15 protein-coding genes and 1 pseudogene are annotated in these 14,142 nt (G+C 39.4%); 7 read left to right on the plus strand and 9 right to left on the minus strand.

Annotated elements, in window-relative coordinates:
• Window positions 1–148: 148 nt before the first annotated feature.
• Complete coding sequence (locus tag IEY42_RS20665; RefSeq protein ID WP_124017006.1) at window positions 149–745, minus strand: tyrosine-type recombinase/integrase; 597 nt, start codon at window positions 743–745, stop codon at window positions 149–151.
• Window positions 746–1,249: 504 nt separating this feature from the next.
• On the opposite strand from IEY42_RS20665, the gene IEY42_RS20670 reads away from it, so the two are divergent.
• From IEY42_RS20670 to IEY42_RS20680, 3 genes are all read left to right on the plus strand, one after another.
• Complete coding sequence (locus tag IEY42_RS20670; RefSeq protein WP_188927097.1) at window positions 1,250–2,050, plus strand: undecaprenyl-diphosphate phosphatase; 801 nt, start codon at window positions 1,250–1,252, stop codon at window positions 2,048–2,050.
• A gap of 9 nt (window positions 2,051–2,059) precedes the next feature.
• Window positions 2,060–3,031, plus strand: a complete 972-nt coding sequence (locus tag IEY42_RS20675; protein WP_124017004.1) for a calcium/sodium antiporter — start codon at window positions 2,060–2,062, stop codon at window positions 3,029–3,031.
• A 65-nt stretch (window positions 3,032–3,096) separates the two neighbouring features.
• Window positions 3,097–3,948, plus strand: coding sequence for a mechanosensitive ion channel family protein (locus IEY42_RS20680; RefSeq protein ID WP_182742624.1), 852 nt, complete (start codon window positions 3,097–3,099; stop codon window positions 3,946–3,948).
• A 352-nt stretch (window positions 3,949–4,300) separates the two neighbouring features.
• Here IEY42_RS20680 and IEY42_RS20685 read toward each other — a convergent pair whose 3' ends face one another.
• The 7 genes and pseudogenes from IEY42_RS20685 to IEY42_RS20715 all read right to left on the minus strand — a co-directional run bounded on the left by IEY42_RS20685 (window position 4,301) and on the right by IEY42_RS20715 (window position 9,542).
• On the minus strand, window positions 4,301–4,612 hold the full coding sequence (locus IEY42_RS20685) for a TerC family protein (RefSeq protein ID WP_373292903.1): 312 nt from the start codon (window positions 4,610–4,612) through the stop codon (window positions 4,301–4,303).
• The gene (locus IEY42_RS20690) at window positions 4,590–5,693 is read right to left on the minus strand and encodes an ISAs1 family transposase (protein WP_188927098.1); all 1,104 of its coding nucleotides are present in this window, start codon (window positions 5,691–5,693) and stop codon (window positions 4,590–4,592) included. The genes IEY42_RS20685 and IEY42_RS20690 overlap by 23 nt, the downstream gene beginning before the upstream one ends.
• A 110-nt stretch (window positions 5,694–5,803) precedes the next feature.
• Window positions 5,804–6,313, minus strand: a pseudogene (locus tag IEY42_RS20695) (TerC family protein); the annotation flags it as partial.
• Between the two features lie 726 nt (window positions 6,314–7,039).
• Complete coding sequence (locus IEY42_RS20700) at window positions 7,040–7,459, minus strand: helix-turn-helix domain-containing protein (RefSeq protein ID WP_188927100.1); 420 nt, start codon at window positions 7,457–7,459, stop codon at window positions 7,040–7,042.
• A gap of 8 nt (window positions 7,460–7,467) precedes the next feature.
• Window positions 7,468–7,770: a type II toxin-antitoxin system HigB family toxin gene (locus IEY42_RS20705; RefSeq protein WP_188927101.1), complete on the minus strand. Its 303-nt coding sequence runs from the start codon at window positions 7,768–7,770 to the stop codon at window positions 7,468–7,470.
• A 240-nt stretch (window positions 7,771–8,010) separates the two neighbouring features.
• Entirely contained in the window at window positions 8,011–8,502 is a 492-nt protein-coding gene (locus IEY42_RS20710) for a hypothetical protein (RefSeq protein WP_188927102.1), read from the minus strand.
• Between the two features lie 167 nt (window positions 8,503–8,669).
• Complete coding sequence (locus tag IEY42_RS20715; protein WP_188927103.1) at window positions 8,670–9,542, minus strand: LysR family transcriptional regulator; 873 nt, start codon at window positions 9,540–9,542, stop codon at window positions 8,670–8,672.
• Window positions 9,543–9,641: 99 nt separating this feature from the next.
• Between IEY42_RS20715 and IEY42_RS20720 the strand changes: the two genes are divergently transcribed.
• The 3 genes from IEY42_RS20720 to IEY42_RS20730 all read left to right on the plus strand — a co-directional run bounded on the left by IEY42_RS20720 (window position 9,642) and on the right by IEY42_RS20730 (window position 12,424).
• Window positions 9,642–10,193, plus strand: coding sequence for a LysE family translocator (locus IEY42_RS20720; RefSeq protein WP_188927104.1), 552 nt, complete (start codon window positions 9,642–9,644; stop codon window positions 10,191–10,193).
• A 207-nt stretch (window positions 10,194–10,400) separates the two neighbouring features.
• Window positions 10,401–11,336, plus strand: a complete 936-nt coding sequence (locus IEY42_RS20725) for a hypothetical protein (protein WP_188927105.1) — start codon at window positions 10,401–10,403, stop codon at window positions 11,334–11,336.
• Window positions 11,337–11,605: 269 nt separating this feature from the next.
• Window positions 11,606–12,424 (plus strand): hypothetical protein, encoded by an 819-nt coding sequence (locus IEY42_RS20730; protein ID WP_188927106.1) that lies wholly within the window; start codon window positions 11,606–11,608, stop codon window positions 12,422–12,424.
• Window positions 12,425–12,440: 16 nt separating this feature from the next.
• On the opposite strand, the gene IEY42_RS20735 is transcribed toward IEY42_RS20730, so the two are convergent.
• Window positions 12,441–13,543 (minus strand): IS3 family transposase gene (locus IEY42_RS20735; RefSeq protein WP_223419165.1). Its coding sequence is split into 2 segments (ribosomal slippage): window positions 12,441–13,279 and window positions 13,279–13,543, totalling 1,104 coding nucleotides; the frame shifts between segments, so codons are not numbered across the junction.
• Between the two features lie 165 nt (window positions 13,544–13,708).
• Here IEY42_RS20735 and IEY42_RS22765 point away from each other — a divergent pair.
• Window positions 13,709–13,915, plus strand: coding sequence for a hypothetical protein (locus IEY42_RS22765; RefSeq protein WP_229780217.1), 207 nt, complete (start codon window positions 13,709–13,711; stop codon window positions 13,913–13,915).
• Window positions 13,916–14,142 lie beyond the last annotated feature (227 nt).

The raw sequence follows: 14,142 nt of genomic DNA on the forward strand, positions 1-14,142 counted from the left end.
TGTAGCATTACTAAAATTAGGCCAACAGGCCAGTATCAAGCAAATCTAATCTAGGCATGCGAAACAAGCTTTGGGGCAACAATTTGCCAGTAATAAACCCGTTTCCTTTAAATGATAAAGTAGCCCTAGGTTGTAGGGCCATTTAATATTAGCAATCTGTACTTTCTGAAAGTAAGAGAGCATCTTCTAATTCAACACCAAGATATCTTATCGTATTATCTACCTTTGTATGACCTAGTAAAAGTTGAACTGCTCGAATATTCTTTGTTTTGGCATAGACAAGAGTCACCTTGGTTCGCCTCATAGAGTGGGTTCCATATAGGTTCGGATCTAATCCCAGATCGGATGCCCATTTCCTAACAATGTATCTATAGTATGAGTAGCTAATCGACTGTTGCTTTAATCTAGGACTGGGGAAAACAAAATCGCTTGCGCTTAACGATGCAAGCAAAATCCATTTAATCAGACTTTGTTGGGTTCTTGACGTGATTTCAAACTGAACTTCAATGTCAGTCTTATGTTGGATATGCTTAACTCGATTAAATATCCGGTCTTGAGAAGAAATATCGCATACTTTCAAAGGTAATAAGTCGCTCGCCCTAAGTTTGCTATCAATTGCCAAATTGAGCAGTGCTAACTGCATCAAGTTGCTCTCAATCTCAAGTCTGGTACGAATTCGCCAAATTTCTTCAAGACGAAAAGGCTTTTTGACACCACTTCGTTGCCCACGGTTTAATATGACCATGATGACCTCCTTTTTGGTTGCTTGGTCATCACGATTATAGTTAGTGGAATTAGGACAGAAATGAGTCAGGCCGCCCACTAATTTAGTGATAAATGAGTTAGCCAAACTTACCCATTAACGCAAGTTTTGATTGACGGATAACCTCTATGTTGCAGAGCAAATTAGCTAATTCACGACATAGTTATCATTAAGTATATATCAACAGTTAAAGTATTTTTACTTCCGATAGGGATACAAAAGTACTCTATTGACCTGTTGAATATAAAAAATTAAAATAATGACTATAACCTTAAGGGAGTAGTCTCTCAGTACCGTCTGAGATAGCAGTCAACATATCCCGAACAGCAGTTCGTGGCGGTTATGTCCTATTTGGATTGACAAGACTTAAGGCAAATGCGGCTCTCGGGGTGGAGAGACACATTTGCCTGTGTCCAAACCACCCCAAGGATATAAATATTTTGTCTGATTTTTATTTTTGTACATTCTTGTATTCAGTGAGTGTACATGGATTTAATTAATGCTGTAATACTAGGGATTATACAAGGTATTACAGAATTCCTACCGATTTCAAGTTCTGCTCACCTTATTCTCGCTCCTCTGGTTGCTGGCTGGAAGGACCAAGGGGTGGCATTCGACCTAGCTGTTCATATAGGCACCTTGCTTGCTGTTTTACTCTACTTTAAAAATGATGTAACAAACCTAATTTACGATGGTTTTTGTTCATTTCAACATCGTCAATTCGTTGGTCAAGGGAAAATCCTGCTGTTGTTAATCATTGCGACAGTGCCGGCGGCTTTGGTTGGTTTGTTGTTAATGGATCTCATTGACGAGCAGTTACGATCCGTTGAAGTCGTCTTTTTCACCACATTGGGGTTTGGTTTGTTATTAGGCTGGGCTGATTGGCGGCCTAACCAGCAACGCGACTTATCTTCATTGCGCTTAAAAGACGCTTTACTCATCGGTATCGCACAAGCATTTGCTCTTATTCCTGGCACCTCTCGTTCAGGTGCAACCATCACCGCAAGCTTGCTGCTAGGTTTAAGCAGAGAAGCCGCTTCGCGCTTTTCATTTTTACTTGCCATTCCCATTACAGCATTGGCCGCGAGCGCAAAAATATTGGAAGTGGCATCAAGTGACATACATATCGATTTGCTTGCTTTTTTGGTAGGCGGATTAACTTCTTTCGTCATGGCTTTGACTGCTATCCACTTTTTCTTAAAGTGGCTGGATCGATTTGGTATGTGGCCTTATGTGATTTATAGAATCGTCTTGGCTGCATTGATTTATTTCATTTTTTTAACTTAAGGTAACGTTATGACACTTGCTATATTGGCTATATTAGGTGGTTTTATTTTATTAGTGTGGAGCGCTGATCGCTTTGTTGAAGGCGCTGCGGTAACCGCTAAGCATGCTGGAATGCCCTCGCTGCTTATTGGTATGGTGATCGTTGGTTTTGGTACGTCTGCACCTGAAATGGTGGTTTCCGCCATGGCGGCAATAGATGGTAATCCTGATTTAGCGCTGGGGAATGCCTTAGGCTCGAATATTGTTAATACTGGCTTAATTCTTGGCGTAACAGCCGTTATTACACCGATTATGGTGCAGTCTAAAATTGTCCGAAAAGAAATCCCCTTGTTGTTGTTAATAGGCTTACTGTTGGGCTATTTTCTCTTGGATGGCGCATTGACGCGTGTTGAAGCGGTGCTGCTATTGGTTGGGTTCTTTACTTTGATTGGTTGGAGTATTTTTTCTGCCATTAAAAGTAAAGGTGACAAATTAGAAACGGAGATGGATCAGGAATTAGTTGATCATGCTATGCCGCTCAAAAAAGCCATTTTTTGGTTAGTGCTGGGTCTTGTGCTGTTAATCGTAAGTTCGCGTGTTTTGGTATGGGGAGCTGTAAACATTGCACATGCATTTGGTGTAAGTGACTTGATTATTGGACTCACCATCGTCGCATTGGGTACTTCACTCCCAGAGCTTGCCGCTTCGGTTATAGCCGTTAGAAAAGGCGAGCACGATATTGCGATAGGCAACGTTGTTGGTTCGAACATGTTTAACTTACTTGCTGTTGTTGGTATTGCGGGTGTTATTTCGCCAATGTCCAGCTTACCTGAACAAGTACTATCACGCGACTGGTTAGTGATGATGAGCATGACGGTAGCCTTATTGATTATTGCTTATGGTTTTCGTCGAGCGGGCCGTATTAACCGATATGAAGGTGTTGGTTTATTAATCGCGTTTTGTGCCTACAATGTCTGGTTGGTGTCATCAGTAATTGCTTAGCTTTACTCCTTTTTAAGTACGCCTTAACATTTAGCTTTATTTAACAAAAAACAGGAATAAATGATATGAAAGAATCACTCATGCAGTTTTGGTCTGATCACTCACAAACAATTATAACACTCGGGTATAATTTGTTATTGGCAGTTGCCATACTGATCGCTAGCTCATTAATAGCCAAAACGGTTCGTAAAGCAATCGCGAATACGAGAACCAGGCTTGATAAAACATTAATCCCGTTATTTTCAACAATAGCCAGTTACGCGGTTTATGTCATTGGTGGTGTATTTATTCTGGATATTTTTGGCGTCAATACAGCGAGCTTAATCGCGCTGGTTGGTGCTGCGGGCTTAGCGATTGGACTGGCTCTGAAAGACACGTTAAGCAATATCGCCGCAGGTATTATGTTACTAATAGTACGCCCATTTCGCGCCGACGATTTTATTGAGTTTGGTGGAACGCAAGGTACCGTTAGAGAAATAAATTTATTTACAACCATTCTTGAAACCACTGATGGATTATATATTGCCTCACCTAATAGCATGCTATGGGGTAATAATATTAAAAATTTCACTCGTAATGGTAAACGACGTATGGATATTATTGTGGGTATTTCATATTCAGACTCTATTAATGAAGGGTTTGCTGTATTAAAGAAAATTGCTGAGAGTGAATCAAGATTATTAGCTGAACCTGCGCCTCAAGTGATGGTTGCATCAATGATCGATAGTGCAGTGAACATTCAGCTAAGAGTATGGGCAAAAAATGATGATTACTGGTCAGCGTACTGGGATTTAAATAAGCGAGTGAAAGAAGCAATAGAAGTCGCAGGGCTAACCATCCCATTCCCTCAGCGGACATTGCATATTGTCGGTGAACAAAACGCCCAAGCAATACAGAAAAAAGCACAAAAAGATTAATTACTTTCCTTTTATTTACCCTAACAATGGGTTTAGTTGCAGTTCTGTCGCCGAACCTAATCACTGACATGACCGCATATAAAATAAACCCATAGTCTGACAAATCGAAACATATAAAAAATAGATATTTATGGGAGAATGATATTTTTTTACGAAAAACAAAATGGCTTGTGTTCTATCTAACAAACTTTTGGATAATAAACGTTTTAGAGTGTTAGCTTATTACCATTAGGAAAAGTATGACTATGAGAGTCGTTAATGCCTGCGTTTTCAGCCTGGTAAGCTGGCGGCTTTTTTGCCGCGCAGCGCGAAAAAGGTGATAGTCTATTCCAGTCCTTGCATGATGTACTTGTTAGGTATTTTCATCTTCAGTGATTTTTTTTGCTAGATGGATTGTCTCAATAGCTTTTGCTCTGCGATCTCTTATTTTTATGTTGAGCATCTCCACGAAGAAGGAAAAAGCCATAGCAAAGTAAACGTAACCTTTTGGTATATGAACATCGAACCCCTCTGCTATAAGAGTGAATCCTATTAATATCAAGAAAGACAATGCCAACATTTTGATTGTAGGATTCGCATCTACAAAATCACCTATTGGTTTTGCAGCTACAAGCATAACGCCAACCGATGCCAGGGGCTGATTACACTTTTTGACCAGCGCCAAAAATAATCTCTTCCCTGAAATCATCACTCCAACAAGCCCTATTGAATTTCTGATTCTGGCTTGTTTTAGCGGGATGTAGCTTCACTAGATTTAATGCCCAACGCCTTAAAATAGCCAGAATACTGGCACCATCTTCATCATACATCTTCTGCTTATCTTCTTGAAATAGTGTATCTAAAAGCCAATGCTGATTATTTTCCGTTTGCCAGTGAGCCCTAATCGCTGTACCAAAGGCTTCTGATGTCAATACTGCACTGCTGACATAAAAGTGTGTATCTATACTGGTTTTGTTACCTACTTTTCGATGACGCTCTACTGCGATTAATGTTTTTAATTGAGACCATTTCATCTTTATCTCAGCGGGTAAATTCAATGGACACTGAAACGTTATCCGTTTTTCAACTCGGCCATGGCCTTTATCATCTTGCGTAAAGCATTCGGCATCTGGGGTATTTGTAATGTAATCAGCAAATTGTGCCTGTACTGCCTCGTACAGCTTGGGCTGATTACCTTTGACTTGCAAAATACAATGCCCACCTTCTTTGACGATATAATCAAGTGTTTGTGTCTGGCAATGCAGCGCATCAAATGTCAGTAACTCAGACTTCAAATCAAGACACGTCAGTAATTCTTGAACGAGTTTGAGTTCACTCTTTTTGCTTGCACCTGATTTAGCGCTGAAGACTAAACCAGAGCCGGTATCATATGCAGTGACCATATGTAATGCAGCGCTTGAGGCTGATGCTTTGGCACCTTTAAGCACTTTCCCATCAATCGCAATAGAAGAAAGCCCTGTGCTAAGCCGATGCTCGTTAACCCAACTCAACAAGGCATCTAGCAAGGATTGCTTTGACACTCCTCTGAAAATGCGACCAATGCTCTGCTGGCTGGGAATACCATTAGCGAAGGGGCGATATTTACGCAGCCACATGAGTTTTAATGTCCCGAACTCGTGGCAATCGGCCCAACTTTGCGCACCTGATATCACTGCGCTCAGGACGAGGAAGCAGATATCAATGACATCATGTTCTTGATTTATATGGGAGCGGCAATCAGTAATCTTATCGAGATGTTTAAGCATATTAAGTATAAAGACAAAGAAAAAGAGCGCTATTTGATCACACTGGCGAGATCAATCAAGCTATTTTTTATCTCTTTGTTTTTAAAAAGGATGTATGAAAAGCGATCGAGTATGATCAGCCCCTGAACCGATGCAACTATTGCTATCACCATAATGCTTAGATGATCAACTAACCCTACAGCAGTTATTACCGAATCAAGTGAAAACACAACATCAAGGATAGCAATTTGAATGAGGATCGAAATAAACCCGGAGGCTGCAACCTGTGCCTGAGATGCTTCTTGTATTTCAAAGCTACCGTGTATTTCGTGTGTGGATTTTGCGAGAAGAAAAAGCCCACCTATAACTAGTATGATGTCTCTACCAGATATTTCATTTCCGAAGACAATAAACAAAGGCTCAACTAAGCCCATAACCCAAGCCAAGCTGAAAAGCAGTAGTAACCGAGTGCCCATAGCTAAAAATAGACCAATCTGTCGAGCTTTAGCCCGCTGTTTTTCTGGCAATCTGCCAACAAGTATTGATATAAATATTATGTTGTCTATTCCAAGAACAATCTCCAAGGCTATCAGGGTTGCTAATGCTACCCACGCCTCTGGACTTGCGATCCATTCAAACATTCTTTTTTACTCTACATTTGTGTGAAGTTACGATTGGCTAACGTTTTAGTACTTATGCGTTGCGCTGTTTGCTGCGCATAAATCTCTTGTTTGACTTGGTCGATGCCTAGTCCAGGTTAATTGGTACGCTTTATACTATAGGGTTTTCCTTTTTTGATGCTGACTCTGGGCTGTAGAGTAGTTTCGAACTGATCATATAGCTTGGTTTTTACGTATTTCATTGAAATTCCCTTGTCATTGCTGTGTGCTGCTTCAATATGAGTAATACAGTCAATTGAAGCTTGATTTGGCTCCGCGCAGCGGCTTAGTTTAATAGCTTATTGAACGGCTCGCCAAATAAAGTCGACCGCTTAAAATATTGATCAATATCATCCTACATTTGCAATATCGTTGATGTAAAGCAATAAGATATTCGCAAAACCCAAGAACAAACTGATGTAGCCTAAATAAAGTGTTCATAAAATTTATTTACTAAAATATCAATTAGTTAAGTTTAATCGCATAATTGATACTTACTACCTTGGATTTACTTATTATCTTGTTTTATATAAATTAAACCAAAATGCATTATAACTGTATATAAAATCAGCTCATTAGATTATGCAATCTAGGCAGTAAAAAATGGTCTCTGTAAAAGAGCAGTATCAATTAAATTTTGTATGGAAAACGAAGGCAAGCATTGTTAAATAGAGTTTTGATTCTAAGTAACTTTGGGGCAGGAGGATGTTAGAAGAAGACCGCCGGACTGACGCCGAAACGATGTGCCAGGTTCATAATATGTTCTCTGGTCAGGTTCTTTTTCCCTGCCAACACCTGAGAAACCATGCTTTTTTTACCAATCTCGTTCTCAAAGTCAGTCGTATTCAACCCATATTGATCCATCAATACCTTGAGCGTGGCTACAGCAGTGTCAATTTCCCCCTGCCTGTGGTTGAATGCCTCAAACCTTACAGATTCATCTTCGTAGCGGGTAATGGCATTCCCCAGAGCTTCGATAAGGATCAGGTTATCATCGTACTGCTCGATCAGCTCATCCATCAGTGCAAGCGCCTGCATGTGCTCCGAAGCAGATGAAATGCCAGTTAGTATAGGGAGTTGGGATGTAATTACCCCAGCCATTTTAGTGACTTCTGCGAAAACTAACATTTTGCCTCCTATTTTCGGTACTTCTTACACAGCAGATCGTATTCTTTGTGAGTGACAATATGCTTTACATAAATTCGGTTATGCCTGAACTCGATAAAGGCCAGCATACGTAAATTGTTGCCACCTATGTCGATAATCCACCATTTATCCTTGTACTTAAAATTGTCCAAGGAACCGAACACCGCCATTAATTCCTGTGGTGTCTTAAAATCACCTCGATTTAACACGTTATAAGTGCTTTCAATGGCCGCTGCATCATTTGGGTATTTCTTAATTGCATCGGCAAATGGCTTTCTTGATATTACGTGCATTTGAACCCCGTTTACTATTGGTAAACTATATCAGTGCTTTTTATAGTTTACAATAGGTAAACTTATAATTTTTAAACCATGGTTCGACGGCGATTTTTGATTGTTTAATGCTTGTATTGCTGTACGACCATAATAAAGTTTGGACAATTATTGGTTAGAGTTAAAGCTCTTGAAGTGATGATTGTCATTAGGGAAAGTATGGCAATCGGATACACGCTAACACCCGTTCCTTAATGCTTGTTATACAACTTTTAACTCATCAGACCAATCTTCCCATGAAATACACCGCCCTGGAAATGCAGCTTTAGAAAAATGCCATTCCTCAGAGAGCCATTTACGGACTGTTTGAAAAAGCTCATTATCAAGTTCGATGCTATCATTTCGAATCCATAAATGGACTACACATTGAAAGTGAGGAGAATCGCTCGGGTCGATGTAAACAGAGCCGAGGCATTTGTTTTTTGATTTATTAAATACTGAATAAGCAAACGCCTGTCGTGATTCAAACTCTTGTTTATGGACTTTTAAGCTAGCTGCACTTTCTTCAAGTGTCATATCACTTCTAGGCCACTCAAAACCTGAGCCAAAAATTCCTTGCAACCTTTTTTGACTAGACATTACGGCTTCATAATCTAATTCTGCAATTTCGTCTTCAAGAACTCTAAAATGAAAATACTTATTGTCAAAAATCTTAGGCGGTTCGTAAGTTTCAGAAATGAAAGGATTAGGCATACTCTGTACTTTCCATAGTTGTATTACGCCTCATTAAGAGGCAAAAAATTGTTGGACATTTCCGTGTTACTACGAGATGGAGAGCCTTCTCTTTCAGATAACTTTTTCTATTCCAAACCACGCGAGTCGCCTACAAATAGCAGATCAAATTCACTAACCCACTACAATTACAAACCTAGAGTTTCAGGCTGGCATAAGGACATTGTCTTTTCTAACCAGTTTAAGAACTCCAATTCATTGCTTCCCAGTCTTTCTGCGTGGCTGAGCAGTACATAACGATGACCAGATTGAGTAAATCCAAATGGAGCCACCAGTCTCCCGTTTTTCAAGTCATCGACTATCAGAGGATATGACCCTATAGCAGCCCCTAAACCGTCAACAGCTGCCTGTAAGCAGAAATAGAAATGCTCAAAGGATTTGGACTTATTTATATTAAAGGCTTGTGTTGAGCGTAATGACCAATCTGACCATGCAGAAGGTCTCGTTTCACTATGAAGCAGAACAATATCATCCAAGTTGTGCTGAGCTTTGTTCCAATATTCAGGGGAAAAAACAGGGCCAACCCACTCATTGACTAAGTTTTGTGTCGTAAATTCTGGGCTAATATCGAAGTCATCACGCCGGATGGCTAAAGATAATCCTGTTTCATCTAAATCCACAGGCCCTCCTGCTGTTGATAGTCGAACATCAATACCCGTAAGCTGGAAAAAACTGGCCAGCCTAGGCATCAGCCAGCGCATAGTTAATGTGGGCTCACAGGAAACTTCAAGATGTTTATTGCTTTCCCTAGTTAGCTTCTTAACTCCATTATCTAGAGCATTAAACGCAATATCAGTGTACAGCTTGAGTAACTCACCTTCTTGCGTGAGACACATTCCTCTACCTTGTTTGTAAAACAGTAACTGCGACAAATGGCTCTCTAGCAATTTAATTTGCTTACTCACTGCTCCGTGAGTGATATGAAGTTTTTCTGCTGCCTTACTGTAACTCGATGACTCTGCTGCAATATGAAATACATAGAATGCTTTTAAATGTCTCATCTGTGACTTTTTCTCACATTTAGGATGCCTTTTTTTCGATTATAACTTACCAATAAATCTATACAATTATTTTAAAATCATGAACAGTTAGGATAGAAAATGGAGTTATTAAGTTTTGCAGTATTTGGTTTTTTAATCGTAGTAAGCCCCGGTGCTGACTTTGTTTTAGTATTTAAAAACAGTGCAATATTTGGCAGAAAAGCGGGCATATTAACGGCTCTTGGGATAGGGATTGGTGTTTGTGTGCATATTACCTATTCTGTAATCGGGATCAGTCACTTAGTTTCTCAGAATGCGCTTTTATTTAGCATAGTGAAGTACATTGGTGCGGCGTATTTAATTTATCTCGGTGTGACAGGGTTAGTCAGTTCTCAGTTGAAATTAGACTATAAAAACTCAACAGATCAACCCATACATACTAGAAAGTACATCTTTCAAGGTTTTTTGTGTAATGTATTGAACCCTAAAACAATGCTTTTCTTTCTAAGTATTTTTAGCCAACTTATTTCATCCAATAATGAAGGTATGCCTTTCGTCATTAGCTATGGCGTTTACATTGCACTTCTACATATGGCTTGGTTTTGTATAGTCGCTTACTTAGTCACATCTGTCAAAAGTATAACTTTCAAAGTAACTTTGATAGCTAAGTAAAACGTTAAAAATTAATGAGCTTATGTGTCCAAGTTACCTTCTTAGTCTTTGTTTTATTTCAGTATTTAAATATCTTAACAGTCTAACTACACCCACTCGCACACATTAACAAAGCTTGAACAACTGCATCAAATTTGACACAATCCCAGTTAGCGCTCATGAAGAGAGCTTTAATTGTTGTAACAACATGGAATGGAGATATTTGAAATGAAAAAAGTTCTGTATAGCACACTTTTGTTGTGCGGCCTCTTGTCTTACTCCTCTCAAAGTCTGGCAATCACTAAAACTGAAGTCTGTAATGGTTGTACTCACTCTGAAATGGAGCAAAAAGCAACTTTTGCACAAGTAAAATTTGGCACAAGCCATGTGGTTGTTGTCGATTTTGTTAATAAATCGTCTAGAAAGTTCACCGTTGTCAACGACGAAGATGATCGTGGAGAACCAATCAGATATGCATATGAAAGCAGCCTCAGTAGTGGAGAAAGAGCAAGCGTCGATTCCCTATTTGAATATAGAGGGCTTTTAGTCGAAACAGTAAAGCAGGCTGAGGAAATTAATAAGAAACTGTACCCTAATTATGTTTATGCTGCGCCACAAAAAGTTAATATCCAATACTCATCGGAAGATAAGGCCAATGAAAGCCGCCTTTATGTTGGTGAAATCAAAACTAAAGGTGATCCTTATGATTTTTTAACTTTTAGTTCTATAAGAAATACGGTGTTTGACCGCCACATTCAAACAAATTCAGGCATATTGCAAGCTACTGCAAACAATGTGTTAAACACAATTAGCATCCCAAAAATACTGGACTTAGGTGTCTTTATAGATGTTAAGTTTTACTCAGATGATCTTGGCGAGCAACCTAACGGTGTTGTTCAAGTTGGCATTAATGCATTGGAGCGAGGCTTTGTCCCTATATCTGGTAAAGATGTGAATAATAATGATATCCCTATGACTGCTAGCCAGGTGTTAGGTGGCGGTTTTTCATTAGGTGGGTCAGGTAATATTAAAGAAAAATTCGAACGCTATTCAAGTACGCTAGTAGGCGGTTCGACTGCAGGCGTCTCTGGAGGTTGTAGCTTATACGTTAAAGAGACAATAGTAATCAACGGTAGATACTACTTTATATACGCTTGCAAATAATACCATTCAGGGCCAATGTCTATCTTTGGCCCTCTTGTCTATACAAACTTTTATAATGCTCTCTACAGTTGACCAAACCGTAACCAACTAACAGCCCAAAAGTTGAGCGGCTTCTAGTATGTTAAATTCAACTTTTTAATATCTGCTAATAACCATAGTGACCATTGCAAATAGTCTTTTTATTAATAACTTGTTATTGTTCGGTAGGGTTTTAAGGTTCCTTTATCGCTCATTGTAAAGGGCATTTTTATAAAAGATGTGGATAGCAAATGATTGATGCGGTTTGTACTTATGGTGGTGAAAGGCACACTTTCTCAATTTTGAAATTTCAGGTGTTACCTGAATCAGAGATTGAACAATTCAGGCAATTTTTAGAATGCCCTGAGTGCAAAGGGAAGGCGTATTATCGTAAGACAAGCTCAGACGGTAAAGCGGCCTGTTTTGGCTCTAGATACCATATTGCAGGATGTGACGAAGGCCATCCTTCAACTCAGCGAGACCGAGAGACTCGACATGCCGTTGAAGTGAATCAATTCATTGCAGATACGAATATTATCAGTATTGATTTCAGGTTATTAAACACCAAAAAGCCCATTTTAGAGGTGAAAACTGTCGCCTCTGGAGCAAACCTAATCTCAAGCCGCGCCCCAAAAATCGATAATGCCAGCCGCAAACCCGCTGGCAACAATCAACAACCCAAGGTCAAAGTATTGGGGCTGGAGAAAATTCTCAATAGCCTAATGCGTGGTAGCGACTTAGCCCAGTCGAATACCTTGATTGAGCTTGATACTGGCTATCAATTCAAAGCGAAGAATTTATTTGTTAACTTTGCCGAGGCTGAGCCCAGTGCTAATGCTAAAGAGGCAAAGCCTAAAATGTATTGGGGGACGATTTCACACCTAGACAAAGCGCTTGATTGGTTAAACCCATCTGATTGTACTGATGTTGGTATTCCTATCGCTAAATATAAGTCGATATTATTAGAGCGTTTTAAGGTATCAGAAGGGCGTCAGTTAGAAGGTGCGGGGATTATTCTGTTTGGAAAATGTTTTTGGAACGCCAAGAAGACTCGCAAAATAATAGTGTAACCATCCCTTATATCGATCATATTTTAAGAGAGTTTTCCTTATTTAACCGCTCATACAGTTTGGGCGGTAAATCATTCAGTGATTCATGTGGCCGATCATAATTATATTCTTCAATCCAACTATCTGTGATTTCCCTAACTTCAGTCAAGCTATTGAACAAGTAACTGTCTAATACTTCATTTCGATAAGTGCGGTTGAATCGTTCAATATACGCATTTTGCGTAGGTTTACCTGGCTTAATAAAATCTAACTTGATGCCGTGTTGTTCAGCCCAAATCTCAATTGCATGTGAGATAAACTCAGGTCCATTATCTTGTCTTAACCGCTTTGGATAACCTCGATAAGCGGCAACCCTATCAAGTACTCGTATCACTCGCTGAGCTGGCAAACTCGAATCCACTTCGATAGCTAAAGCTTCCCGATGATAATCATCAATGACATTAAATGTTCTAAACGACTTTCCAGAAAATAAGTTATCGCTCATAAAATCCATTGACCAGCATTCATTTGCCTTTCCAGGAACGGCTAGTGGCTCAGGCTCTCGAAAAGGTAAGCGCTTTTTGCCTTTACGCCGTAAGTTAAGCTTCAAACCACAATAAATACGGTACACACGTTTATGGTTCCATTTATGCCCTAGGAGCCGTAGTCGCTTAAATATCTTCCGAAACCCATAGGCCTTATGTTTCTCTGCAATGTCTGATACAGCCTCAATGATGTCATTATCATCGACACGTTTAAGTTGATAATAAAATGTGCAACGACTGATACTTAACGCATCACAAGCCAACACAACACCTAGGCCAAATTCATTAATGGCATAGTGGGCTAATACCTTTCGCTCTGCTGGCTTTATAGCTTTTTTTCAACAATGTCTTTGAGTGCCATGTTTTGTAAGCTGACATCCGCAAACATCTTTTTAAGTTTGGCGTTCTCGGCTTCTAATTCACGCATACGCGTTAAATCTGAGGCTTGCATCCCACCGTATTTTGATTTCCATTTGTAATAGGTGCTTTGACCTACATTATGTTTGCGACATAACTCAGGCACCGTGAGTGCGCCAGACTCGCCTTCTTTGAGGATATTGATAATTTGGCTTTCAGTAAAACGTGTCTTTTTCATGTGATTCTCCATTTGGTTTAGTGTAAATGGAAAACTCTATTTAAAACATTCTGACTTTAAGGGAGGGTTACACTAAGACATGAGGCGCGTTTGTGCAACAGACCATACCAACAGCTTTTATCCTCAGAATCCGGATTATTACTGGGATTCTTTGGCCCAGTATCTATGTTGTTCCGAGCTAATGATAAAGATAAAGCTATTTTCATTGCAAATGACTCTCCGTTTGGCTTGGGAGGATCTGTATTTATAGTCAACACAGAGCAAGGTATAGAAGTTGCTAGAGAATTGCTACATGAATGGTTTTTATCAATCATCCAACTTCTACAAAGGCCGATCTGGTTACAATCCAGAACTTATAGGCTTAGGTATTAAAGAGTTTGTAAACTACAAACTAATTAATATTGTGGATATTTATGCACCTTTTAATAGAACTCATAAATGATAATTTAATAGCCTCAAACGTAATCGTTCAGGCATAACTAGGAAAATAGAAATGAAGACCAATAACTTATTTCAACCAATTAGTCTAGGACGCTATCATACACTGGACCTTAAGTATTAAGTCTGACATAAATCCCATCTAAGGTTATGTCTTCTTT

This window comes from Shewanella algicola (assembly GCF_014648035.1).
GTDB classification, from domain to species: Bacteria; Pseudomonadota; Gammaproteobacteria; order Enterobacterales; family Shewanellaceae; genus Shewanella; species Shewanella algicola.